Source organism: Pseudomonas sp. REB1044 (genome assembly GCF_038813925.1).
Classification (GTDB): Bacteria; Pseudomonadota; Gammaproteobacteria; order Pseudomonadales; family Pseudomonadaceae; genus Aquipseudomonas; species Aquipseudomonas boreofloridensis.
In genome coordinates, this window is record NZ_CP046139.1 from 4,651,960 (window position 1) to 4,675,628 (window position 23,669).

The 23,669-nt window shown below is 63.0% G+C and carries 18 protein-coding genes, 2 tRNA genes and 1 pseudogene; 6 read left to right on the plus strand and 15 right to left on the minus strand.

Annotated features, from left to right (window positions below):
• Positions 1-260 precede the first annotated feature (260 nt).
• The 5 genes and pseudogenes from GKC70_RS21165 to GKC70_RS21185 all read right to left on the minus strand — a co-directional run bounded on the left by GKC70_RS21165 (position 261) and on the right by GKC70_RS21185 (position 5,357).
• The gene (locus GKC70_RS21165) at positions 261-977 is read right to left on the minus strand and encodes an ABC transporter ATP-binding protein (protein ID WP_039582895.1); all 717 of its coding nucleotides are present in this window, start codon (positions 975-977) and stop codon (positions 261-263) included.
• Positions 974-1,849, minus strand: coding sequence for an ATP-binding cassette domain-containing protein (locus tag GKC70_RS21170; RefSeq protein ID WP_116887470.1), 876 nt, complete (start codon positions 1,847-1,849; stop codon positions 974-976). The genes GKC70_RS21165 and GKC70_RS21170 overlap by 4 nt, the downstream gene beginning before the upstream one ends.
• On the minus strand, positions 1,846-3,147 hold the full coding sequence (livM, locus tag GKC70_RS21175; protein ID WP_295481524.1) for a high-affinity branched-chain amino acid ABC transporter permease LivM: 1,302 nt from the start codon (positions 3,145-3,147) through the stop codon (positions 1,846-1,848). The genes GKC70_RS21170 and livM overlap by 4 nt, the downstream gene beginning before the upstream one ends.
• Positions 3,148-3,149: 2 nt before the next feature.
• Positions 3,150-4,063 (minus strand): annotated as a pseudogene (locus tag GKC70_RS21180) (branched-chain amino acid ABC transporter permease LivH).
• Positions 4,064-4,220: 157 nt separating this feature from the next.
• A complete protein-coding gene (locus GKC70_RS21185) occupies positions 4,221-5,357 on the minus strand; it encodes a branched-chain amino acid ABC transporter substrate-binding protein (protein ID WP_342649829.1) in 1,137 nt (378 codons plus the stop codon).
• Positions 5,358-5,772: 415 nt separating this feature from the next.
• Here GKC70_RS21185 and pncB point away from each other — a divergent pair, with 415 nt between their 5' ends.
• Both pncB and nadE read left to right on the plus strand, forming a co-directional pair.
• Positions 5,773-6,978, plus strand: a complete 1,206-nt coding sequence (gene pncB, locus GKC70_RS21190; RefSeq protein WP_342649830.1) for a nicotinate phosphoribosyltransferase — start codon at positions 5,773-5,775, stop codon at positions 6,976-6,978.
• Between the two features lie 3 nt (positions 6,979-6,981).
• Complete coding sequence (nadE, locus tag GKC70_RS21195; protein ID WP_029612756.1) at positions 6,982-7,809, plus strand: ammonia-dependent NAD(+) synthetase; 828 nt, start codon at positions 6,982-6,984, stop codon at positions 7,807-7,809.
• Positions 7,810-7,949: 140 nt separating this feature from the next.
• On the opposite strand, the gene azu is transcribed toward nadE, so the two are convergent.
• The 9 genes from azu to rnr form a co-directional block, all read right to left on the minus strand.
• Positions 7,950-8,399, minus strand: coding sequence for an azurin (gene azu, locus GKC70_RS21200; protein ID WP_342649831.1), 450 nt, complete (start codon positions 8,397-8,399; stop codon positions 7,950-7,952).
• Positions 8,400-8,739: 340 nt separating this feature from the next.
• Positions 8,740-11,046, minus strand: coding sequence for a YgiQ family radical SAM protein (locus GKC70_RS21205; protein ID WP_342649832.1), 2,307 nt, complete (start codon positions 11,044-11,046; stop codon positions 8,740-8,742).
• 122 nt (positions 11,047-11,168) lie between these two features.
• Positions 11,169-12,566 (minus strand): replicative DNA helicase, encoded by a 1,398-nt coding sequence (dnaB, locus tag GKC70_RS21210; protein ID WP_342649833.1) that lies wholly within the window; start codon positions 12,564-12,566, stop codon positions 11,169-11,171.
• 112 nt (positions 12,567-12,678) lie between these two features.
• Positions 12,679-13,125 (minus strand): 50S ribosomal protein L9, encoded by a 447-nt coding sequence (gene rplI / locus GKC70_RS21215; protein ID WP_029612764.1) that lies wholly within the window; start codon positions 13,123-13,125, stop codon positions 12,679-12,681.
• A gap of 20 nt (positions 13,126-13,145) precedes the next feature.
• Positions 13,146-14,036 carry a hypothetical protein gene (locus GKC70_RS21220; protein ID WP_342649834.1) on the minus strand — a complete coding sequence of 297 codons (891 nt, stop codon included), beginning with the start codon at positions 14,034-14,036 and terminating at the stop codon, positions 13,146-13,148.
• Positions 14,037-14,069: 33 nt separating this feature from the next.
• The gene (rpsR, locus tag GKC70_RS21225) at positions 14,070-14,300 is read right to left on the minus strand and encodes a 30S ribosomal protein S18 (RefSeq protein ID WP_003249563.1); all 231 of its coding nucleotides are present in this window, start codon (positions 14,298-14,300) and stop codon (positions 14,070-14,072) included.
• Between the two features lie 28 nt (positions 14,301-14,328).
• On the minus strand, positions 14,329-14,754 hold the full coding sequence (gene rpsF / locus GKC70_RS21230) for a 30S ribosomal protein S6 (RefSeq protein ID WP_029612766.1): 426 nt from the start codon (positions 14,752-14,754) through the stop codon (positions 14,329-14,331).
• Positions 14,755-15,062: 308 nt separating this feature from the next.
• A complete protein-coding gene (gene rlmB / locus GKC70_RS21235) occupies positions 15,063-15,809 on the minus strand; it encodes a 23S rRNA (guanosine(2251)-2'-O)-methyltransferase RlmB (RefSeq protein ID WP_116887465.1) in 747 nt (248 codons plus the stop codon).
• Positions 15,806-18,439, minus strand: coding sequence for a ribonuclease R (rnr, locus tag GKC70_RS21240; protein ID WP_342649835.1), 2,634 nt, complete (start codon positions 18,437-18,439; stop codon positions 15,806-15,808). Before rnr ends, rlmB begins: the two co-directional genes overlap by 4 nt.
• Positions 18,440-18,712: 273 nt before the next feature.
• Here rnr and GKC70_RS21245 point away from each other — a divergent pair.
• The 4 genes from GKC70_RS21245 (at position 18,713) to GKC70_RS21260 (ending at position 21,714) form a co-directional block, all read left to right on the plus strand.
• Positions 18,713-18,799 (plus strand) — tRNA-Leu (locus GKC70_RS21245).
• 82 nt (positions 18,800-18,881) lie between these two features.
• Positions 18,882-18,968, plus strand: a tRNA-Leu gene (locus GKC70_RS21250).
• Between the two features lie 167 nt (positions 18,969-19,135).
• Positions 19,136-20,149 carry an extracellular solute-binding protein gene (locus GKC70_RS21255; protein WP_039582870.1) on the plus strand — a complete coding sequence of 338 codons (1,014 nt, stop codon included), beginning with the start codon at positions 19,136-19,138 and terminating at the stop codon, positions 20,147-20,149.
• On the plus strand, positions 20,149-21,714 hold the full coding sequence (locus GKC70_RS21260; protein ID WP_342649836.1) for an iron ABC transporter permease: 1,566 nt from the start codon (positions 20,149-20,151) through the stop codon (positions 21,712-21,714). The genes GKC70_RS21255 and GKC70_RS21260 overlap by 1 nt, the downstream gene beginning before the upstream one ends.
• A 3-nt stretch (positions 21,715-21,717) precedes the next feature.
• On the opposite strand, the gene GKC70_RS21265 is transcribed toward GKC70_RS21260, so the two are convergent.
• Positions 21,718-23,652, minus strand: coding sequence for a methyl-accepting chemotaxis protein (locus GKC70_RS21265; protein WP_342649837.1), 1,935 nt, complete (start codon positions 23,650-23,652; stop codon positions 21,718-21,720).
• Positions 23,653-23,669 lie beyond the last annotated feature (17 nt).

Consider the following 23,669-nt stretch of genomic DNA (forward strand, 5'->3'; position numbering starts at 1 on the left):
GCTGAAGACGGCCCGCAGCAGCACCGCTCTGTGAATAAGACCTAATTGGTCAAATAATGAACACGTGCCGCAAACCCTTTATCCATAGGGCTTCTAGCGAGGTGCCACCACGTTTTCCACAGGCAGATCAACATTAATCGTGGAAAAGATCCCACCCGCGTAACGCTGGTTATGCAGGGCACCTTCAAGGCCCTTGAAAAAGCACGTGCGACAAGTTGTCCACATCGATGCCCGCCCCACGCAATAGGGCGGGATCCTGTTCAATGGCCGCCCAGATACGCGCTGCGCACCTCGTCGTTCACCAACAGCTCCTGCCCCGTACCGGTCATGCGAATTTGCCCGTTGACCATCACGTAGGCACGATCCGACAACTTCAGCGCATGGTTGGCGTTCTGCTCCACCAGAAAGATGGTCATGCCGGTCTGCGCCAGCTCGCGCAGGGTCGAGAAAATCTGCTTGACCACGATCGGTGCCAGCCCCAGCGACGGCTCATCCAGCAGCAGCAGCTTGGGCCGGCTCATCAGCGCCCGGGCGATGGCCAGCATCTGCTGCTCTCCACCGGACATGGTCATCGCCCGCTGGTTGCGCCGCTCCTTCAAACGCGGGAACAGCGCGTACATGCGCTGCATGTCCTCGTCGGCGTGCTTGTCGCCGATGGGGATGGTCCCCATCATCAGGTTTTCCTCGACCGTCATGTCGGGAAACACCCGCCGCCCCTCCGGCGACTGGGCGATGCCATTGGAGGCGATGTAGTGCGACGACTTGCGGGTGATGTCGGTGCCGCGATAGAGAATTTGCCCGGCGCTGGCGCGCGGTTGACCGAAGATCGACATCAGCAACGTGGACTTGCCCGCACCATTGGCACCGATCAGGCTGACCGTCTCGCCCTCCTCGATGTGCATCGAGACCTGCTTCAACGCCTGGATCGGGCCGTAGAACACGTCCAGGTCCTTGAGTTCGAGAATGGGTGCACTCATACCAGTTCCTCTTCGTCGGCACCCAGGTAGGCGGCGATCACCGTCGGGTTGTTGCGGATATCCTGCGGCGCCCCTTCGGCGATGACGTTGCCGTGGTCGAGGACGACGATGTGGTCGGAAATGCTCATGACCATGCCCATGTCGTGCTCGATCAGCACCACGGTGATGTCGTGCTCGTCGCGCAGTACACGGATCATGCGGCTCAGGGCCTCGGTCTCCTGCGGGTTGAGGCCGGCAGCCGGCTCGTCCAGGCAGATGATCTTGGGCCGTGTGCACATGGCGCGGGCGATTTCCAGACGGCGCTGCTGACCGTACGACAGCTCGCCGGCCAGGCGGTTGGCGCAATCGACCAGATCGACCACTTCCAGCCAGTAGAACGCATGGTCCAGGGCATCGCTTTCGGCCTGGCGGTAGGCCTTGGTGTTGAGCACGCCGGCCAGCAAGTTGCGGTTGACCCACATGTGCTGGGCCACCAGCAGGTTCTCCACCACCGACATCTCTTTGAACAGGCGAATGTTCTGGAAGGTACGCGCCAGGCCAGCACGGTTCACCAAGTGGGTGCCGCCGAACATCTTGTAGTACACGCGACTGGCGAAGCGCGGCAGGGAGAAGAAGTCCGCCGCCTCGAAGCGCTCGCCCAGCAGCTCGATGACATTGGTGCGGGTACCGCGTGCGTGGAGCTCGATGCGTCCGCCACTGGCTTTGTAGAAGCCGGTCAGGCAGTTGAAGACGGTGGTCTTGCCGGCACCATTGGGGCCGATCAGGGCGAAGATCTGGTTGCGGCGCACCTTGAGGCTCACATCGCTGAGCGCCTTGATGCCGCCGAACTGCATCATCAGGTTGTCCACCGAGAGAATGATGTCGTCGCTCATGGCGCCACTCCTTTACGCGGGACCACGCCGGTGCGGCTGATGCGGATCAGCCCGCGCGGTCGCCAGATCATCATCAGCACCATCAGCACGCCGAACAGCAGCACGCGGTATTCGGAGAAGCTGCGCAACAGCTCCGGCGCCACGGTCAGTACGAACGCGGCGATCACCACGCCCACGGTCGAGCCCATGCCGCCGAGCACGACGATGGCCAGGATCAGCGCCGACTCGAAGAAGGTGAACGAAGACGGGTTGACGAAGCCCTGGTAGGTGGCGAAGAACACCCCGGCCAGGCCCGCGGTGGACGCGCCCAAGGTGAAGGCCGAGAGCTTGACCAGGACATGGTTCAGGCCCATCGAGCGACAGGCGATCTCATCCTCGCGCAGCGCCTCCCAGGCGCGCCCCACCGGCATGCGGGTCAGCCGGTGCTTGATGTACAGCACCGCCAGCACCACCAGGAACAGCACGATGTAGATGAACAGGAACTTGTAGTTGGCGTTGTATTCCAGGCCGAAGAATTCGTGGAACGGCACCCCGCCGTCCTTGGCCCGGCGGCCGAACTCCAGGCCGAAGAAGGTCGGCGACGGTGCCGGCATGCCATTCGGACCGCCAGTGAACGACAGCCAGTTGTTCAGCACCAGGCGGATGATCTCGCCGAAGCCCAAGGTCACGATGGCCAGGTAGTCGCCATGCATGCGCAACACCGGGAAACCGAGGATGCAGCCGGCCAGGGCGGCGGCGATGGCCGCCAGCGGCAGCACGCTCCAGAAGCCCAGCCCCAGGTACTGGTAGCCCAGCGCCAGGCCATAGGCACCGATGGCGTAGAACGCCACGTAGCCCAGGTCGAGCAACCCGGCCAGGCCGACCACGATGTTCAGGCCCAAGCCCAGCAGCACGTAGATCAGCCCGAGGATGACCACGGTCAGCAGGTACTTGTTGGCGAAGATCGGAAAGACGATGGCGATCACGATCAGCGCCGGAATGATGTAGCGCAGACGCGATTTGTAGTTGGGCGCCAGCACGTGCACGCCGGAGCCGCCGTTGTCGAAGCCCTGCTGCAAGCGCTGGCCGGCGGCGCTCTGCAGGAACAGGCTGAGTAACAGGCGGCCAATCATCACGGTGCCGACCAACCAGGCCACGCGCCGAGGCTCGGCGTTGAAGCTGTAGCCGTCGAGGACCACGCCGACGACCGGGCCGAAGACGATGAGCGCCAGCAGACCGGCGACGAGGGTTTCCACGAGGCTGCGCTTGATGTCGAAGCCGTTGCGGATGGAGACAGGGGCAGTATGGGCAATGGACATGTTCACACCTTGGCCACGAGTGGGCGGCCCAACAGGCCTTGTGGACGGAAGATGAGGATCAGCACCAGCAGCGAGAAGCTGAACACATCCTTGTAGTCGGAGTTGATCAGCCCCGAGAACAGCGACTCGGAGATGCCCAGGATGATCCCGCCGAGCATGGCCCCGGCAGCGAGCCGATGCCACCAAGCACCGCGGCGGTAAAGGCCTTGATGCCGATGATGAAGCCGGCGTAGAAGTCGAAGGTGCCGTAGTTCAAGGTGATCAGCACACCGGCCAACGCGGCCATGACCGCGCCGATGACGAACACATAGGAGATCACCCGGTCGGTGTTGATACCCAGGATCGAGGCCATCTTGCGGTCCTGCTGGGTGGCCCGGCACATGCGCCCGAGCTTGGTGTACTTGATGATGTAGGTGAGCAGGGCCATGCCCGCGAACGCAGCGACCAGGATGAACACCTTGGTGTAGGTGAGCTGGACGAAGCCACTGCCGATGTCGACGCGCCAGGCGCCTTCGAGCAGGGTCGGCACGCCTTGCTGGCGGGCGCCCTGGCTGATCTGCGCGTAGTTCTGCAGGATCAGCGAAATGCCGATGGCACTGATCAGCGGCGCCAGGCGGGTGGAGTTGCGCAGCGGCTTGTAGGCGATGCGCTCGATGGTGAAGCCATAGACGCCGGTGACGACGATGGTGAACAACAGCGTGCCGAGCATGAGCAGCGGGAAGGACTCGATGCCGAAGTAGGCCAGCAATGCCAGGCTGATCGCCGCGAGGTACGCGGAGATCATGTACACCTCGCCGTGCGCGAAGTTGATCATGCCGATGATGCCATAGACCATTGTGTAGCCGATGGCGATCAGACCATAGACCGACCCGAGGGTCAGGCCGTTGATCAGTTGCTGCAGGAAAATCCCATCCATAACGCAATCTCACCTGTCGAGATTGCACGAGCGCCGACCACGGCGGGGGCAAGGGTGACACGACCCTCGCCGAGCAGGACTGTGCAGATCTACGGATAAAGTACGGACACCGCGCAGCCGGGCCCGGCGCCTTCAGGCGACCGAGCCACGGCCGTTGTTATTGTTGTTTTTCGAGCTGGTGGTACTTGCCGTTGGCATCCCACTGGTAGACCACGTAGTCGGAGACGGTCAGGTCACCCTTGGCATCCCACTTCTTCTCGCCCATGACGGTCTTGACCGGGTTGGCCTTGAGCCACTTGGCAGCGTCTTCGCCTTTGTTCGACTTGGCGCCGTTGAAGGCCGCAGCCAGTGCCTGCAGCGAAGCATAGGCGTAGAGGGTGTAGCCTTCAGGCTCGGTGCCGGCCTTGCGGAACTCCTCGACCACGGCCTTGCTGTCGGGCAGCAGGCGCGGGTCGGCGCCAAAGGTCATGTAGACGCCTTTGGTGTACTGGGCGCCGCCGGCGGTGGAGACCAGTTCGTCGGTGACGATGCCGTCGTCGGACATGAATGCCACTTTATCCAGCCCCTGCTCGCGCAGTTGGCGTACCAGAGGGCCGGCCTCCGGGTGCAGGCCGCCGAAATACACCACATCGACCTCGGCCGCGCGAATCTTGGTGACCACGGCGCTGAAGTCTTTCTCGCCACGGGTCAGGCCCTCGTAGAGCACCGGCTTGACACCGCGCTTCTCCAGTTGCGCCTTGGTCGCATCCGCCAGGCCCTGGCCATAGGTGTCCTTGTCGTGCAGCACGGCGACCTTCTTGCCCTTGAGCACATCGACGATGTAGTTGCCGGCGACGATGCCCTGCTGGTCGTCACGACCGCACATGCGGAACATCGCCGACAGGCCACGCTCGGTGACCTGCGGGTTGGTCGAACCTGGCGTGATGGCGATCACCCCGGCTTCGTCGTACACCTCGGAGGCAGGGATGGTGTTGGAGGAGCAGAAATGTCCGACCACACCGATTACCTTGTCCTGATCGACCAGACGGTTGGCCACGGCCACCGCCTGCTTCGGCTCGCACGCATCGTCGCCCTTGACCAGCACGATCTGCTCGCCATTGATGCCGCCGGCCTTGTTGATCACATCGGCCGCCGCTTGCGCACCTTTCATGTATTGCTCGCCAAACGCTGCGTTGGCCCCGGTCATCGGGCCAGCCACGCCGATCTTCACGTCGGCTTGTGCATACGAAGAAACACCCAGTGCTGTTGCCACGGCCAGTGCCAGGAAACCTTTCTTGTAAAACGTCTGCGACATGAGGTGGTGCTCCTAGAGTTTTTTTAGTTGGCACTTCAACTTCATCAACACGATGCTCCGAGCAAGGGCCGTGCCATCGGTTTTATCTGACGGAACAGGAGCTGCCTCAGACAACGCCCCACGCCCTGTAGGACGTTTCTTTATTGACCGTGCAACCGTCTAGCACCGGCGAAGCGCCACCTCCCTCGCCAGCCAGGCGCAACCCATGGGTGCCATCATTGCAACCAGCACAGGCATCAACTTGCAACCTGCGCGTAACGGTGCGACGTCACCGAAGTGCACACCGCTGGTGCACGAGTGCTACAGACAGGCACCGTTTCAAGGCTGTGACCCAACCCTCAACCTCTGCTTCCATTCCCGCGCAGTCGCCGAACCCTGGCACAATGAGCGCCAATCGCCGCCCTGGAGCCATTCAATGAGCGAGAGCGCATTCGCTGAGCGCATCGTGCACAACCTGCTCGACACCGATTTCTACAAGCTCACCATGATGCAGGCCGTGTTGCACAACTACCCGGACGCCGACGTGGAATGGGAATTCCGCTGCCGCAACGGCGAGGACCTGCGGCCTTACTTGAGCGAAATCCGCCAGCAGATCGAACAGTTGGCCGACCTGACCCTCGATGACGGCCAGATGCAGTTCCTGGAACGCATCAGCTTTCTCAAGCCCGACTTCCTGCGTTTCCTGCGCCTGTTCCGCTTCAACCTGCGCTACCTGCACCTGGGCATCGAGCATGACCAACTGTTCCTGCGCCTGCGTGGCCCCTGGCTGCATGTGATCCTGTTCGAAGTGCCGCTGCTGGCGATCATCAGCGAGATGCGCAACCGTCACCTGCACCCGCAAATGCCACTGAGTGCGGCGAGCGAGCAGTTGCAGCGCAAGTTCGACTGGCTGCGTAGCAATGCCAGCGAGGAGGAGTTGAGCCAATTGCAGGTCGCCGACTTCGGCACACGCCGGCGCTTCTCCAGCCGCGTGCAGGAGCAGGTGGTGCGCATGATGCGCGACGACTTCCCAGGGCGCTTCGTCGGCACCAGCAACGTCGATCTGGCCTGGAAGCTGGACATCAAGCCGCTGGGCACCATGGCCCATGAATGGATCATGGCCCACCAGCAGCTCGGTCCACGGCTGATCGACAGCCAGATCGCCGCGCTGGACTGCTGGGTTCGCGAGTACCGCGGGCTACTGGGCATCGCCCTGACCGATTGCATCACCATGGATGCGTTTCTCGGCGACTTCGACCTGTATTTCGCCAAGCTCTTCGACGGCCTGCGCCACGATTCCGGCGAGCCGGTGGCCTGGGCGGAAAAAGCCATCGCCCACTACAGCAAGCTGGGCATCGATCCGATGACCAAGACCCTGGTGTTCTCCGACGGCCTGGACCTGCCCCGCGCCCTGGGCATCTTCCGCGCCCTGCGCGGTCGGATCAACGTCAGCTTCGGCATCGGCACCAACCTGACCTGCGACATACCGGGCGTGGCGCCGATGAGCATCGTGCTTAAAATGACCGACTGCAACGGCTCGCCGGTGGCGAAGATCTCCGACGAGGCGGCCAAGACCCAATGCCGCGACGACAATTTCGTCGCTTACCTGCGTCACGTATTCAAAGTCCCCAGCAAGGAGTAACCCATGCAAGCCGTCCAGCAGGAAATTGCCCAGGCGCTCAAGGTGCAGCCGCCTTTCGCCGACGCCGCCGCGCTCGAGCAGGAAGTGGCCCGGCGCGTGGCCTTCATCAAGGACTGCCTGGCCAACGCCCGGCTCAAGACACTGGTGCTGGGCATCAGCGGCGGCGTCGATTCGCTGACCGCCGCCCTGCTCGCCCAGCGCGCCATCACCGAGCTGCGCAGTGAAACCGGTGACAAGGCCTACACCTTCATTGCCGTGCGCCTGCCCTACCAGGTGCAGCATGACGAGCACGACGCCCAGGCTTGCCTTGCGGTGATCAAGCCCGACGAAGTGCATACCGTCGATATCGCCCCGGCGGTGAAGGCCCTGGCCGCCGAAGTGGAAGAACTGAAGCACGGCTCGCCCACCCTGGTGGACTTCGTGGTCGGCAACGTCAAGGCGCGCACCCGCATGGTCGCCCAATACACCCTCGCCGGCGCCCGTGCGGGCCTGGTGATCGGCACTGACCACGCGGCCGAAGCGGTAATGGGCTTCTTCACCAAGTTCGGCGATGGCGCCTGCGACCTCACCCCACTGGCGGGACTCGTGAAAAACCAGGTGCGGGCGATCGCTCGCCACTTTGGCGCGCCGGAGTCGCTGGTGGAGAAGGTACCGACGGCCGACCTCGAAGACCTGGAGCCGGGCAAGCCCGACGAAGCGGCCCACGGCGTCACCTATCAAGAGATCGATGCCTTCCTGCAGGGCCAGCCGGTGCGACAGGAGGCGTTCGACATCATCGTCGCCACCTACCGCAAGACCCAGCACAAGCGCGAGCAGCCCTACGCACCCTGAGGCGCGCGACCGGCCAGCCTGCCCGTGGCGCTTGCCGTGAGCCGACTGGCCATTCAGTAGGTTCAGGCCGTTGTGCACAGCCCCGTAAAACAGCGGGGCCGCAGAGCGGCCCCGACGATTTCAACGGTACAGCGCGTGGCTTACTTCACCACCACCTTGCCCTTCATCATGGTCACGTGGCCTGGGAAGGTGCAGAAGAAGCTGTAGTCACCGCCCGCTTCCAGCTTGGAGGTGTCGAACTTCACCTCGGTCTCTTTTTCCGGCGCGCCGATCAGCTTGGTGTGGGCGATGATCGCGGCGTTGTCGGCCTTGATGTAGTCCTTGTCCAGGCCTTGGCTCATGCCTTCGGTGGCGATGGCCTGCATGTCGGCCGTCTTGCTGATCACCAGGTTGTGACCCATGACGTTCTTCGGCAGGCTGCCGGAGTGAGTCAGCTTGACGGTGAATTCCTTGCAGCTCTTGTCGACCGTGAGTTCCTTGGTGCTGTAGCTCATCTGGTCGGTGGAATCGACGGTAACCGAGCACTCGGCGGCGAAGACAGAGGCACTGGCGAGGGTCAGCAGGGATACCGCTACAGCTTTCGCAAACATCGTGAATCTCCTTGGCGAGGGTTATCCATTGCCAGACTGCCTGAAACCGACCAGGCCCTTGCTGACATGGGTCAAGGGCTATCAATAGGCCAGCCAGTAGCATTGTTCAATGGATTGTATACAAAATTTCTAAGAGCACATCATGCCTGCTTGATAGACGATGGGACAACCCATCATTTAGGAGCGAGTGCGATGAATTTAGGAAATTTCATGCGCGGCCTGTTGGCCGCCTATGCATGCGGGGCTACAGGCGCGGCGCTTTACGAGTTTGCCCGGCCGGAGTGATGCGCCGCCTTCACGGGAATCAAAAAGGGCTGCGAGGCAGCCCTTGGCAGGTGGATCAGCGCGGAATCACCGGCTGACGCGGCTTCTTGCCTTTGCCGCCCTTGCCGCCTTTGGCCGCTTCCTTGCGCTCCTTGGCCGCCTGTTGATTACGGGCGAACGCTTCGGCCTTGGCTTTCTCACGCTTGTCCCACGGCTTGCTGCCATCGCTAGCGCGCGGGGGCAGGCCGCTGTGCTGGGTCAGGATCTTCTGTTCCTTGGCCACCTTGTGACTGCCGGCAGGCGTGGAGTTCTTGCGCCGGGCGCTCTGGTAACTGTCGCTTTGCGGCTGGTGCAGCGGGATCAGCTGATGCTTGCCCGGACCGATCAGATCGGCGCGGCCCATGCGCGTCAGCGCTTCGCGCAACATCGGCCAGCCCTTGGGATCGTGATAACGCAGAAACGCCTTGTGCAGTCGGCGCTGCTCGTCGCTCTTGACGATCTCCACGCCTTCGCTCTTGTAGGTCACTTTGCGCAGCGGGTTCTTGCCCGAGTGGTACATGGCCGTGGCCGAGGCCATAGGCGATGGATAGAAAGCCTGCACCTGGTCGGCACGGAAGCCGTTGCCCTTGAGCCACAGGGCCAGGTTCATCATGTCTTCGTCGGTGGTACCCGGATGGGCTGCGATGAAGTACGGGATCAGGTACTGCTCTTTGCCCGCCTCCTTGGAGAACTTCTCGAACATGCGCTTGAAGCGGTCATAGGTGCCGATGCCCGGCTTCATCATCTTGTCCAACGGACCGCGCTCGGTGTGCTCCGGAGCGATCTTCAGGTAGCCGCCGACATGGTGGGTCACCAGTTCCTTCACGTACTCAGGCGACTCCACCGCCAGGTCGTAACGCAGGCCCGAGGCGATCAGAATTTTCTTCACCCCAGGCAACGCCCGTGCCTTGCGGTACAGCGAAATCAGCGAGCTGTGGTCGGTGTTGAGGTTCTCGCAGATGCCGGGGAACACGCACGACGGCTTGCGGCAGTGCTTCTCGATGTCGTGGCTCTTGCAGGCGATGCGGTACATGTTGGCGGTCGGGCCGCCGAGGTCGGAGACCACGCCGGTGAAGCCCGGCACCTTGTCACGCATCTCCTCGATCTCGTGCAGGATCGACTCGTGGGAGCGGTTCTGAATGATGCGGCCTTCGTGCTCGGTGATCGAGCAGAAGGTGCAGCCGCCGAAGCAGCCGCGCATGATGTTGACCGAGAAACGGATCATCTCGTAGGCCGGGATGCGCTCCTTGCCGTAGGCCGGATGCGGCACACGGGCGTAGGGCATGCCGAACACGTAGTCCATTTCCTCAGTGCTCATGGGAATGGGCGGCGGGTTGAACCAGACATCCACGTCGCCATGCTTCTGCACCAGGGCGCGGGCGTTGCCAGGGTTGGTTTCCAGGTGCAGCACACGGTTGGCGTGGGCGTAGAGCACCGGGTCGTTGCGCACCTTCTCGAACGACGGCAGGCGGATCACCGACTTCTCGCGGGTCACCCGCGGGCTGTCGAGAATCTGCACCACCTTGGCTTCGTTCGGATCTTCCACCTCGCCCTTGGCCTGCTCAATGGCACAGGCCTGGGTGTCCTGGGTGTTGACGTAGGGGTTGATGATCTTGTCGACCCGGCCCGGACGGTCGATGCGCGTGGAATCGATTTCGTACCAGCCCTCCGGCGTGTCGCGGCGCACGAAGGCGGTGCCGCGCACATCGGTGATCGACTCGATGGTCTCGCCACCGGACAGGCGCTGGGCCACTTCCACCACGGCGCGCTCGGCGTTGCCGAACAGCAGGATGTCGGCACAGGCGTCGATCAGGATCGAGTGGCGAACCTTGTCCTGCCAGTAATCGTAGTGGGCGATACGGCGCAGCGAGGCCTCGATGCCACCGAGCACGATCGGCACATGCTTGTAGGCCTCCTTGCAGCGCTGGCTGTAGACCAGGCTGGCGCGATCGGGACGGCTGCCGGCCAGACCGCCTGGGGTGTAGGCGTCGTCGGAGCGCACCTTCTTGTCGGCGGTGTAGCGGTTGATCATCGAATCCATGTTGCCGGCCGCGACACCGAAGAACAGGTTCGGCTCGCCGAGCTTCATGAAGTCGTCTTTGGACTGCCAGTTCGGCTGGGCGATGATGCCGACGCGAAAGCCCTGGGCTTCCAGCAGGCGACCAATGATGGCCATGCCGAACGACGGGTGGTCGACGTAGGCGTCGCCGGTCACGATGATGATGTCGCAGGAATCCCAGCCGAGCTGATCCATCTCCTCCCTGCTCATGGGCAGGAACGGCGCTGGCCCGAAGCATTCGGCCCAGTACTTGGGATAGTCGTAGAGTGGTTTGGCTGCTTGCATGTCAGTGACCGGTTCTAATGTGCAGGGAAATCGCGGGCGCGGAATATAGCACAAATTTTGATCAAATCCGACGATAGCGGTCGGATTCATGGCGATGAGGAAGTACCACTCGCCGGCGCGGGTTACTCGTCGTCGTCGAAGTTGTACATGCCCGGGGCGAGGTTCTCGAAGCGGGTGTACTTGCCGATGAAGGCCAGGCGCACGAAGCCGATGGGGCCGTTACGCTGCTTGCCGATGATGATCTCGGCGACCCCCTTGTGCTCGGTCTCGGGGTGATACACCTCGTCGCGGTAGACGAACATGATCACGTCGGCGTCCTGCTCGATCGCTCCGGATTCACGCAAGTCGGAGTTGACCGGGCGCTTGTTCGGGCGCTGCTCGAGGGAGCGGTTGAGCTGCGACAGGGCGATGACCGGGCAGTTGAATTCCTTGGCCAGGGCCTTGAGCGAGCGGGAGATCTCGGAGATCTCGTTGGTGCGGTTGTCGCCGGCCGAGCCCGGGATCTGCATGAGCTGCAGGTAGTCGACCATGATCAGCGCGATCTCGCCGTGCTCGCGGGCCAGGCGGCGGGTGCGCGCACGCATTTCCGAAGGGCTGATACCGGCGGTGTCGTCGATGAACAGCTTGCGGTCGTTGAGCAGGTTGACCGCCGAGGTGAGGCGCGGCCAGTCATCGTCGTCCAGTTGGCCGGAGCGCACCTTGGTCTGGTCGATGCGACCGAGCGAGGAAAGCATACGCATGATCAACGATTCACCGGGCATCTCCAGGGAGTACACCAGCACCGCCTTGTCGCTGCGCAGCACGGCGTTCTCCACCAGGTTCATGGCGAAGGTGGTCTTGCCCATCGAGGGACGGCCCGCGACGATCACCAGGTCGGCCGGCTGCAGGCCGCTGGTCTTTTCATCCAGGTCGGTGAAGCCGGTGGATACACCGGTGATGTCGCTGTCGGAGTTGAACAGGGTGTCGATACGGTCGATGGCCTTGGTCAACAGCTCATTGACGCCGACCGGACCACCGGTCTTGGGCCGCGCTTCGGCGATCTGGAAGATTTGCCGTTCGGCATCGTCGAGGATCTCTTCGGCGTTGCGCCCCTGGGGGTTGAAGGCGTTGTCGGCGATGTCGGTGCTGATGCTGATCAGTTGGCGCAGCGTGGCACGCTCGCGGATGATCGCCGCGTAGGCCTTGATGTTGGCCACCGACGGCGTGTTCTTGGCCAACTCCGCCAGGTAAGCCAGGCCGCCGACCTGAGTGGACAGGCCTTCCTTGTCCAACTGTTCGTGCAGGGTGACCACGTCGAACGGCTGGTTGGCATCGGCCAACTTGTGCACGGCGCGGAAGATCAGGCGATGGTCATGTCGATAGAAATCGCCATCGGACACTTGATCCAGCACCCGCTCCCAGGCGTTGTTGTCCAGCATCAGACCACCGAGCACGGCCTGTTCGGCCTCGATGGAGTGCGGCGGCACCTTCAGGGAAGCAGTCTGCAGGTCGAGCTGTTCGGGATGGGTAATCTCGTTCATGGCCACGCAAGAATTCTGAGGAATTTAAAAAGACAAAGGGCACGGCCTGTCAGACAGGACCGTGCCCGATGTTAACCGCCTGGCCCGCGAGGGGCCAGCCGATCAGCGCAGCTTAGGCCGCTACGACGACCACACGTACGGTGGCTTCGACGTCGCTGTGCAGGTGCACGGCTACATCGTATTCGCCAACCTGACGGATGGTGCCATTCGGCAGACGCACTTCAGCTTTGGCCACTTCAACGCCGGAGGCGGTCAGGGCATCAGCGATGTCGTGGGTGCCGATCGAACCGAACAGCTTGCCTTCGTCGCCAGCGGTGGCAGTGATGGTCACTTCCAGCTCGGCCAGTTGGGCAGCGCGGCTTTCAGCCGAAGCTTTCTTGTCGGCAGCGGCTTTTTCCAGCTCGGCACGACGCTCTTCGAATGCAGCCAGGTTGGCGGCGGTCGCAGCGGTAGCCTTGCCGAATGGCAGCAGGAAGTTGCGGCCGTAGCCAGCCTTGACATTTACTTTGTCGCCCAGGTTGCCCAGGTTGGCGACTTTTTCCAGCAGGATCAGTTCCATTTGGTAAAACCTCTTAACTTTTAACCTTCACCGTTCGCGGAATCATTCCCCTTCGGGGAGTGGCGACCGCGAAAATCAATCAGGCTGTCGACAATGGCCAGGACCACGAGCAACGGATAGGTCAGCTGCATGAACAGCACCAGCGTCACGTACAACCCCACCAGCCAAAACTTGGCCAGGCGTTTCTGGGCCACCAGCCCATGCAGCAGGGCGATGCCTGCGAACATGAGCGGCACACTGCACAGTGGCGTGAGCAGGGCGACGGCGGAACCGAAGTTCGGCCCGAACACCATGCACGCCAGCAGCACCAGTGCCGGCACCCGAGGTATGCGCACCGCGTGAAATTCGCGGCCGAACCCTCCAGGGTTGTACAACGCGGCCTGCCAGTACCGCCCCAACATCAGGGCCAGTACGCTGACGACCTGCAGCAACGCTGCAATCAGGCCATTGAGCACCGGTACGATGAGTGCTCCAAGGTGTGCCTGCTCCTCCACCGACAACTGCTGGTAGAGACCGTCGAGCATCTGCGGCAGGGCTTTTTCAAGCGCTCGCGCCAGAGCTTCGATCGGTTCGCGGAACACTGAACCGAGGATGACACCGCACAACAGGCCCAGGGCGATGCTGGACAACAGCACCCGGTTCCAGGAATGCCCGGCGCGCAACAGCGCGGCCAGCCCCAACGTCCCCAGCAGCACCATCAAGGTGCGCGGCTCGCCGAAGATCCACCAGGCCAGTGCGGGCAAGATGCCCCACACGATGACCGAAGATGCGTCCTTGAAACCACGCCGCAGTAACACCAGGCTCCCGGCGGCGGCACTCAACCAGAACAACAGCGGCATTGCCGCACAACCAGCCACCACGACAGTGGCCTGCACGCGACCGCGCATGATGAAATCAGCCAACGCTCGCATGCCTATCCCTTACTGCTTGTCGACGACCCGGTCTCAGCGGCCGTGGCTGTCGGTGTAAGGCAGCAGGGCCAGGAAGCGGGCGCGCTTGATAGCGGTAGCCAGCTGACGCTGATAACGAGCTTTGGTACCAGTGATACGGCTTGGAACGATCTTGCCGGTTTCGGATACGTAAGCTTTCAGGGTGTTGAGATCTTTGAAGTCGATCTCTTTCACGTCTTCAGCAGTGAAGCGGCAGAATTTACGACGACGGAAGAAACGTGCCATTTAATAGGCTCCTCTAAAGGTCCGTGGATTACTCGTCAGCGTTATCGCTGGAGTCGCTGTCATTGCTGTCGTCGCCGTCGGCGGAGTCAGCATGCTCAGGACGCTCGCGACGCTCACGGCGCTCGCTGCGGTTCTCTTCAGCCTTCAGCATCTCGGACTGGCCAGTAACGGCTTCGTCGCGACGGATGACCAGGTTACGGATCACGGCATCGTTGTAGCGGAAGTTGTCTTCCAGCTCGGCCAGGGCCTTGCCGGTGCACTCAACGTTCAGCATCACGTAGTGAGCCTTGTGAACATTGTTGATTGCGTAGGCCAGTTGACGACGGCCCCAGTCTTCCAGGCGGTGGATCTTGCCACCATCTTCTTCGATCAGCTTGGTGTAACGCTCGACCATGCCGCCGACTTGCTCGCTCTGGTCCGGGTGAACCAGGAAGATGATTTCGTAATGACGCATGAATGCTCCTTACGGGTTAGTAGTCTGCCAGCGAATCTGGTCAGACAAGGAGTGAATGACACTGTGTGTCTCGCCCTGAGGGGAGGCGCATGCGCACCTGCCAGCGTGGCAAGGGGCGCAATTGTAGAGAAGGCCGGTCGGACAAGCAAGGCGATTGGCGATTATTTGAACAATCGCAAACAGACCGCTTGAACGCTCAAGATCCGGGGCGCGATGCCCCCCTTATGCGGTACAAAGCCGCGCCCACAGTATCCGAAAACCTGTGGCGCGGCCGTGTGTCGCGACGGGCTGCCGGGCAGCCCATGGATTCAACGCTTGGCCTGACGCTGGCGCACTGCCTCGAACAGGCAAACCCCGGTGGCCACCGAGACGTTCAGGCTGCTGACGCTACCGGCCATGGGCAGCTTGACCAGGAAGTCGCAGTGCTCGCGGGTGAGGCGACGCATGCCCTTGCCCTCGGCGCCCATGATCATCACCAACGGGCCGGTCAGATCCTGCTGGTAGATCTCCTGCTCGGCCTCACCTGCCGTGCCGACCACCCATAGCCCCCGCTGCTGGAGCTTCTCCAGGGTACGCGCGAGGTTGGTGACCGCCACCAGTGGAATCACCTCGGCGGCGCCGCAGGCCACTTTGCGCACCACGGCCGTGAGGGTCGCCGACTTGTCCTTGGGAATCACCACGGCGGTGGCCCCTGCGGCATCGGCGGTGCGTAGGCAGGCGCCGAGGTTGTGCGGGTCGGTGACGCCGTCGAGCACCAGGATCAACGGCGCGGTCTCGCTACGCTCGAGCAATTCTTCGAGCATCGCCTCGCCCCATACCTGGCTCGGGCTGACCTCGGCGACCACGCCTTGGTGCACGCCTTCAACCCAGGCATCGAGCTCACGCCGCTCGGCCTGCCCTACCGCGACACGGTTCTCGGCAGCCAGGGCCAACAGCGCCTGCAGACGCGGCTCACTGCGTCCTTCGGACAACCAGATCTGCTTGACCCGCTTGGGATGGTGCTGCAGCAAGGCCTGCACCGCGTGCACGCCGTAGATCTTTTCCAACTGACTCATGACTTGCTGCTCTTGCCCTTGCGTGGCGCGCCGGACTTCGACGGCCCCTTGCGATGCTTGGTCTTGCCCGATGCCTTGTCGCCTTTCTCGGACTTGTGCGAGGCCTGGTTGCGGGCGTCGCCCATCAGCGCCTTCTTCATTTCACGACTCTTGCGCACTTCGGCGTTGCGCTGCACGGCATCCTTGGGGAAGTAGGCCTCGGCACTTTCGCTCTTGCGGCTGCGTGGCTTGGGCGAAATCCGCGCCTCGCTGGCCGGTGCGGCCTCGGCCTGAGCAGGCGCACTGGCCTTGGCACCGCTCGCGCCCTTGGCCGGGACATTGGCCTTGGCTTTGTCAGGCTCGCCAGACTCGCCACGACCTTTGCGACCGACCGGCGCCTTGATCGTCGCCTCGGACAGCTCGAAATCGATCTTGCGCTGTTCGAGGTCGACGCGCATGACCTTCACTTCGATGCTGTCGCCGAGACGGAAACTACGCCCGGTACGCTCACCGGCCAGCCGATGGTGCACGGCGTCGAAGTGGTAGTAGTCACCCGGCAGCGCGCTGACGTGGACCAGGCCTTCGACGTAGATGTCGGTCAGCTCGATGAACAGACCGAAACCGGTCACCGCCGTGATCACGCCCGGGAAGGTCTCGCCCACGCGGTCGCGCATGTACTCGCACTTGAGCCAGTTGACCACGTCGCGGGTGGCCTCGTCGGCGCGCCGCTCGGTCATCGAGCACTGTTCGCCCATCTGCTCCAGCGCCGTCTCGTCGTACGGATAGATGCGCGCCTTGGGAATGCTCATGGCACCGGCACGCTTGACGTGCGGGGTATCCATCTTCGAGCGGATCACGCTGCGGATGGCGCGGTGCACGAGCAGATCAGGGTAGCGGCGGATCGGCGAGGTGAAGTGGGTGTACGCCTCGTAGTTCAGGCCGAAGTGGCCGTTGTTCTCGACGCTGTACACCGCCTGGCTGAGCGAGCGCAGCATGACGGTCTGGATCAGGTGGAAGTCCGGACGACCGGCGATGCTCGCCAGCAACGCCTGGTAATCCTTGGGCGACGGTTCCTTGCCCTTGTGCAGCGACAGACCCAGCTCGCCCAGGAAGGCACGCAGTTTTTCCAGACGCTCCGGCGGCGGGCCGTCGTGCACGCGGTACAGCGACGGCACGTTGTGCTTCTGCATGAACTGGGCGGTGGCGACGTTGGCCGCCAGCATGCATTCTTCGATCAGCTTGTGGGCGTCGTTGCGCACGGTCGGACGAATTTCGTCGATCTTGCGGTCTTCACCGAAGATGATCCGGGTTTCCTGGGTTTCGAAGTCGATGGCGCCACGGGTATGACGGGCGTCGACCAGCACCTTGTACAACGCGTAGAGGTGCTTGAGGTCCGGCAGCACCGCGCTGTACTCCTCGCGCAGGGCCTTGCCTTCACGGGTGCGGGCATGCTCGAGCATGCTGCTGACCTTGTTGTAGGTCAGGCGCGCATGGGAATGAATGACGCCTTCGTAGAACTGGTAGTCGACCATTTGGCCGGCCTTGTTGATGGTCATCTCGCAGACCATGGCCAGGCGATCGACATGCGGGTTCAGCGAGCACAGGCCGTTGGACAGCTCCTCGGGGAGCATCGGCACCACGCGCTCGGGAAAATACACCGAGTTACCGCGCTGCTGAGCCTCGACGTCCAGGGCCGAGCCCAGGCGCACGTAACTCGAGACGTCGGCGATGGCCACATACAGGCGCCAGCCTCCGGAGAACAGGCGCAGCTTGCCCAGCGGCTCGCAGAACACGGCATCGTCGAAGTCGCGGGCGTCTTCGCCGTCGATGGTGACGAACGGCAGATGGCGCAGGTCGATGCGCTTTTCCTTGTCCTTCTCTTCGACTTCGGAGCGGAACTTGCGCGCTTCCTTGATCACGTCCTGCGGCCAGACGTGGGGAATGTCGTAGCTGCGCAGGGCGACATCGATCTCCATGCCCGGCGCCATGTAGTTGCCGATCACTTCCACCACGTCACCCTGCGGCTGGAAGCGCGGTGTGGGCCAGTGGGTGATCTTGATTTCCACGAACTGGCCGATCTTCGCCCCGCCGTTACGGCCGGCGGTCACCAGCACTTCCTGCTGGATTTTCGGATTGTCCGGGGTCACGTAACCGATGCCGCCTTCTTCGAAGTAGCGGCCGACGACGCTTTCGTGGGCGCGGGAGATGACTTCAACCAGCGCCCCCTCGCGGCGCCCGCGGCGGTCCACGCCACTGACCCGCGCCAGTGCACGGTCGCCGTCGAACACCAGGCGCATTTGCGCCGGGCTGAGGAACAGGTCCTCGCTGCCATCGTCGGGAATGAGGAAGCCGAAGCCGTCGCGGTGGCCGGAGACGCGGCCGCAGATCAGGTCGAGCTTGTCTACCGGGGCATAGGTGCCGCGCCGGGTATAGATGAGCTGGCCATCGCGCTCCATGGCGCGCAGTCGGCGACGCAGGGCTTCGATCTGGTCTTCTTCGTAAAGACCGAATTCGTTTGCCAGCTCCTCGCGAGCGGCAGGTTCGCCACGGTCGGCGAGGCGCTGAAGGATCAGCTCACGGCTGGGGATGGGATTTTCGTATTTTTCCGCTTCGCGAGCGGCCTCGGGATCGAGGGATTGCCAATCGGCCATCAGAAGGGGTTCACCTTGGGGTATATAGATAAGAATTCTGCCATGTGCGTATTGAAACCGGAAATGTCTGCCTTGGACAGCCCCCGGCAGATATCCTGCTGAGGGCAATAGGTCACTGGAATCAACGACTTGAAGATTTTGAAAAATTTTTCGATCCGGGGCTTTACAGCCTCAGGGACCGTCCGTATAGTGCGCACCACAACGACGGTCAGCCGACGTTGTAGTTGAGATGAAGCCTGATGTAAAGCATCATGTGACCTCGACAGAATGTGTGCCCAGGTGGCGGAATTGGTAGACGCGCTGGTTTCAGGTATCAGTGACTTAACGGTCGTGGAAGTTCGAGTCTTCTCCTGGGCACCAAATATTTCGAGTGATAGATAGCAGGTTTTTCTGTCATTCAGCAAGACGCTTGAAGTTTCATCGCTGTAGATGCAAAAGCTTTGCCCAGGTGGCGGAATTGGTAGACGCGCTGGTTTCAGGTATCAGTGACTTAACGGTCGTGGAAGTTCGAGTCTTCTCCTGGGCACCATATAAAAACCCACTAGCTTGCTAGTGGGTTTTTTCTTGCCTGAGTTTTTTGCATCGCCCGCCCTCACCTTCGCGCACCCAGCGAATTTCCCCCGCCACAGCCACATGAGAAACGATTTCGTTTACCATTGTTTCGAAATATGTAGCCGTAAGCGAGGAAGTACCCGCATGAGGATCCGCCCCACACCGCTGCTGCGCACCCTGACTGCCGCCGTCCTTGGCCTGGTGATCGGCGCGCCGGCAGCCCAGGCAGACGCACCGGTAACGCTGACGATGTACAACGGTCAGCACAAGGAAATCGGCGAAGCCATCGCCAAGGCCTACGAGGCCAAGACCGGCATCCACATCGATATCCGCAAAGGCAGCAGCAACCAGCTGGCCAGCCAGATCATCGAAGAGGGCGAGCGCTCCCCCGCCGACATCATCTACACCGAAGAATCTCCGCCACTGAACAACCTGGGCGAACTGGGCCTGCTGGCCAAGATCGACCAAAACACCCTGGACATGCTGCCCAAGGAATACGTGGCCGGTAACGGGACCTGGATGGGCGTGACCGCGCGTACCCGCGTGGTGGTGTACAACCCGAAGAAGATCGACGAGAACGACCTGCCCAAGACCGTGATGGACTTCGCCAACCCCGAATGGGACCGCAAAGTCGGCTTCGTTCCGACCAGCGGCGCATTCCAGGAGCAGGCCGTGGCCATCCTCAAGATGCACGGGCGCGAAGCCACCGAGGAATGGCTGACGGGCCTGAAGGCCTTCGGCAAGACCTACACCAACAACATGGTCGCGCTCAAAGCCGTCGAGAAAGGCGAAGTGGCAGCGGTGCTGGTGAACAACTACTACTGGTATGCCTTGGAGCGCGAGCGCGGCAAGCTCGACTCCAAGCTGTATTACCTGGCCGACGGCGATGCAGGCAACCTGGTGACCATCTCCGGCGCAGCCGCCGTCAAGGCCAGCAAGCACCCCAAGGAAGCTCAAGCCCTGCTCAACTGGATGGCCAGCGAAGAGGGCCAGCGCGTGATCACCCAGACCACTGCCGAGTACCCCCTGCACAAGGGCATGGTCTCGGACCGTGGCCTGAAGCCATTCGAGGACCTGCGCCCACCGAAGATCAGCCCGGCCGATCTGGGCAATGCCGAAGAAGCACTCGAACTGGAACGTGAGGTCGGCCTGCTCTGATGACTGCCGCCGTGCCCGAGTCGGCCCTGGTACGCTTCGTGCCGCGCCGCAAGCGCCCCTCCGTGTGGGTGGTGTTGCCCGTTCTGTGCCTGGTCGCGGCGAGCCTGCTGCCACTGGCCTATGTGGCCATCAAGGCCTGGGAAGCCGGCTGGCATGAAGCCCTGCGCCTGCTCTGGCGCCCTTTCGTCTGGGACCTGCTGCGCAACACACTGCTGCTGATGGCCGGGGTCACCCTCGCCTGCCTGGTGGTCGGCGTGGCGCTGGCCTGGCTGCTCGAACGCAGCGATTTGCGCGGACGACGTCTATGGGGCGTGGTGCTGTGCCTGCCGTTCGCCGTGCCGTCGTTCGTCAGCAGCTTCACCTGGGTGTCGCTGAGCTCTGACTTCGAAGGCCTCGGCGGGGCCGTCCTGGTCATGGCGCTGTCCAAGTACCCCTTGGTGTTCCTGCCCGTGGCGGCCACCCTGCGCAACCTCGATACCTCGCTGGAAGAGTCGGCGCGCACGCTGGGCTGTAGCCGCAGCGGCGTGTTCTTCAAAGTCACCCTGCCGCTGCTGTGGCCGAGCATGCTCGGCGGCGGTCTGTTGATCGCCCTGCACATGCTGGTGGAATTCGGCGCCCTGTCGATCCTCGGCCTGCAGACCTTCACCACGGCGATCTACCAGCAATTCGAGCTGGAGTTCAGCAATGCCAATGCGGCGATGCTCTCGGCCGTGCTGCTTGCACTGTGCCTGGCGATGCTCTGGTTGGAATTGCGCGTGCGTGGCAAGGCCCGCCACGTACGCATCGGCCAAGGCGTGGCCCGCCGTGCACAACCGTTGCGGCTCAAAGGCTGGACACTGCCGGCGCAGCTGTTCTGCCTGGGAATGGCCGTACTCGGCAGCGGCATCCCGCTGGCCATGCTCGGTTACTGGCTGAGCGTCGGCTCGTCTGCAGCCTTCCCGGTCGCGGCGATCGGCAAGGCGCTGCTCACCTCCCTGTCGGTTTCGCTCGGTGGTGCCGGTTTCTGCGTGGCGCTGGCGCTGCCGGTGAGCTTCCTGGTGGTGCGCTACAAAGGGCGCCTGGCGATCTGGGCCGAACGCTTGCCCTACCTGCTGCATGCCCTGCCCGGTTTGGTGATCGCCCTGACCCTGGTGTTCTTCGCCCTGCACTATGTGCCGGCGCTGTACCAGACCACCGCGCTGCTGGTCCTGGCCTATGCCCTGCTGTTCCTGCCACTGGCCCAGGCACCGGTGCGCACCGCGCTGAACAAGGCCTCGCCGACGCTCGAAGAAGCCGCCCGCACCCTGGGCGCCAGCAGCCTCGCCGCCTTCTGCCGGGTGACACTGCCGATCATCTTCCCAGCCTTGGCCGCCGCCTTTGCCCTGGTGTTCCTCGACGCCATGAAGGAACTGACCGCCACCCTGCTGCTCAGCCCGACCGGCATGACCACCCTGGCCACGGAGGTCTGGGCTCACACCGCCAATGTCGAGTTCGCAGCGGCAGCGCCCTACGCCGCCCTGCTGATTGTGGTTTCAGGATTGCCGGTGTATCTGCTGACCACGCGGATGTACCTGAACAGGGCGTGAACCTTACGCCCTGAACTGGCCAAGGCTTGCACGCAACTGCGTCGCCAGGTCGTCGAGCACCTTGCTGCTGGCGGTGGTCTGCATGACCACCTCGGCCGACCGCTCGGCCTGGGCATGGATGTTCTCTACCCGGCCCCGCACCGCCTGAGCACCGTTGGCCTGCTGTTCGGCCGCGCGCGTGGCCACACCGATGGCCGCATGCACCTGCTCGACCGCCGCCTGCACCGACTGCTGCCGGCGTTCGTTGTCACGCAGCACCAACAGCCCCTCGCTGGCCTGGCGCCCGGCCTGGCCGATGGTCGCGACGGCCTCCTTGGCGCCCTGCTGCAGCGCGACGATATGCGCCTGGATATCACCGGTAGAGCTCTGCGTCTTGCTGGCCAGTGCCCGCACTTCATCGGCGACCACCGCGAAGCCACGCCCCGTCTCACCCGCACGGGCCGCTTCGATCGCCGCGTTGAGCGCCAGCAGGTTGGTCTGCTCGGCGATACCGTGGATCACCGTCAGCACCACCTCGATCTGCTCGCTCTGCTTGGCCAGCCGCTCGATGACCTGAGCCCCGCTGTCCACTTCGCCGGCCAACTTCTCGATCAATTTAGCCAGTTGAGTGGAGGCCCGACTGTTCTCGTCGGTGGCCTGGCGGATGTCCACCACCTGCTGCAAGGCCGCCTGCATGGCATGACTCTCGGCCTGGGCTTCGTCGGCCATGCTCGACAAGTCGCGCAGACTGGCCGCCACTTCGTCACGCTGCAACGCCGCCGCCGCATCCGCACCAGCCGTGCGCTGCGCCATGCTGCCGATCTCGACGCCGGTTCGCTGCGCCACCTCGCCGGCCTCCCGCACGATGGGTTGCAACTTGTCGACGAAGCGGTTGACCGCTGAGGCCATGTCGCCAATTTCATCGCGGCTGTCGAGCGCCACCCGCTTGGTCAGATCGCCCTCGCCAGCCGCCAGGTCGTCCAAGGCGGCGATCAGCAGACGCAACTTGCTCACCACGCGCCGACCCAGCACCACCGCCACCAGCAACAGCACGCCCAGCCCAACCAGCGCCAGGCCCAGGCCGATGCGCCAACGCAGCTCCCCAGCCGCTTCGCGCACGGTCTGTGCGGTATTGGCCTGCATCGCGGTAGCACTGTGTTGCGCCGTTTCCAGGCGCGCCTGCAGGGCCTTGCCACTGTCGGCGGCAGCCGCGCCCAGGCTTTCGCCGACCAGTTGCTCGCTGCTGCTGATCAGGGCGGTAAAGCGCTGGTCGAGCGCGCTGAGCGTCTGGTCCACGGCCATGGTGGATACCCCCATCAGGACCTTGCCGATGGTGGCGCCGTTGGGGCTGATGGGCGCCTCGACGAAGTACACCGAAGGATCGTGGCGCGCCGCATCCAGCACCTTGTCCAACGCCCGCTCGCCCTGGCCTTTGTCCATGAGCGCCTGGTTGATCGGGTTCTGCCGATTCAGATAGCGCGTCAGGTGCTCGCCCTCGGCGTTGTCGTAGATGACGAACAACACGTTGGGATTGCGCTGGGCGCGTCGAGCGAAGTCGGAGAGCGTCGGCACGTCGTTATCCCAGATCGCCCTGGGTGCCACCGAGGCCAGCAGTTCGGCCATGTCGTTGGCCGAGTCCTTGAGACTTTGCTCCAAAGTAGTGCGCAATTGCTGCTGTTCGCTCTGCAATCGACTGGATAGACCAGCGCTCAAGCGCTGACGGGTGCTGGCAGAAAGGCTGTCGAGCCCTCCGCGTACATCCTGGCCCGCCTGGCCCAGTTCGTCGGCCAGCTTGCGGCTGTCACTGCCCAGGCGCTCGCCCAGATCCGCTTCGAGTGCAGAGATGGTGCTTCGAGTCAGCACCACGGCCACCAGCACCTGCACCAGCAGGGCGATACCGAGTGCAACAAACACAGGCCGCAGGAGGCGGCTTCGTAACAGAGAGAGGATGGCAGACACGTTTGAACCCCCGTGTT

Coding starts and splice junctions, on each gene's coding strand:
- GKC70_RS21165 (WP_039582895.1), bottom strand. CDS start 977: ATGAGTGCACCCATTCTCGAACTCAAGGACCTGGACGTGTTCTACGGC.
- GKC70_RS21170 (WP_116887470.1), bottom strand. CDS start 1,849: ATGAGCGACGACATCATTCTCTCGGTGGACAACCTGATGATGCAGTTC.
- livM (WP_295481524.1), bottom strand. CDS start 3,147: ATGTCCATTGCCCATACTGCCCCTGTCTCCATCCGCAACGGCTTCGAC.
- GKC70_RS21185 (WP_342649829.1), bottom strand. CDS start 5,357: ATGTCGCAGACGTTTTACAAGAAAGGTTTCCTGGCACTGGCCGTGGCA.
- pncB (WP_342649830.1), top strand. CDS start 5,773: ATGAGCGAGAGCGCATTCGCTGAGCGCATCGTGCACAACCTGCTCGAC.
- nadE (WP_029612756.1), top strand. CDS start 6,982: ATGCAAGCCGTCCAGCAGGAAATTGCCCAGGCGCTCAAGGTGCAGCCG.
- azu (WP_342649831.1), bottom strand. CDS start 8,399: ATGTTTGCGAAAGCTGTAGCGGTATCCCTGCTGACCCTCGCCAGTGCC.
- GKC70_RS21205 (WP_342649832.1), bottom strand. CDS start 11,046: ATGCAAGCAGCCAAACCACTCTACGACTATCCCAAGTACTGGGCCGAA.
- dnaB (WP_342649833.1), bottom strand. CDS start 12,566: ATGAACGAGATTACCCATCCCGAACAGCTCGACCTGCAGACTGCTTCC.
- rplI (WP_029612764.1), bottom strand. CDS start 13,125: ATGGAACTGATCCTGCTGGAAAAAGTCGCCAACCTGGGCAACCTGGGC.
- GKC70_RS21220 (WP_342649834.1), bottom strand. CDS start 14,036: ATGCGAGCGTTGGCTGATTTCATCATGCGCGGTCGCGTGCAGGCCACT.
- rpsR (WP_003249563.1), bottom strand. CDS start 14,300: ATGGCACGTTTCTTCCGTCGTCGTAAATTCTGCCGCTTCACTGCTGAA.
- rpsF (WP_029612766.1), bottom strand. CDS start 14,754: ATGCGTCATTACGAAATCATCTTCCTGGTTCACCCGGACCAGAGCGAG.
- rlmB (WP_116887465.1), bottom strand. CDS start 15,809: ATGAGTCAGTTGGAAAAGATCTACGGCGTGCACGCGGTGCAGGCCTTG.
- rnr (WP_342649835.1), bottom strand. CDS start 18,439: ATGGCCGATTGGCAATCCCTCGATCCCGAGGCCGCTCGCGAAGCGGAA.
- GKC70_RS21255 (WP_039582870.1), top strand. CDS start 19,136: ATGAGGATCCGCCCCACACCGCTGCTGCGCACCCTGACTGCCGCCGTC.
- GKC70_RS21260 (WP_342649836.1), top strand. CDS start 20,149: ATGACTGCCGCCGTGCCCGAGTCGGCCCTGGTACGCTTCGTGCCGCGC.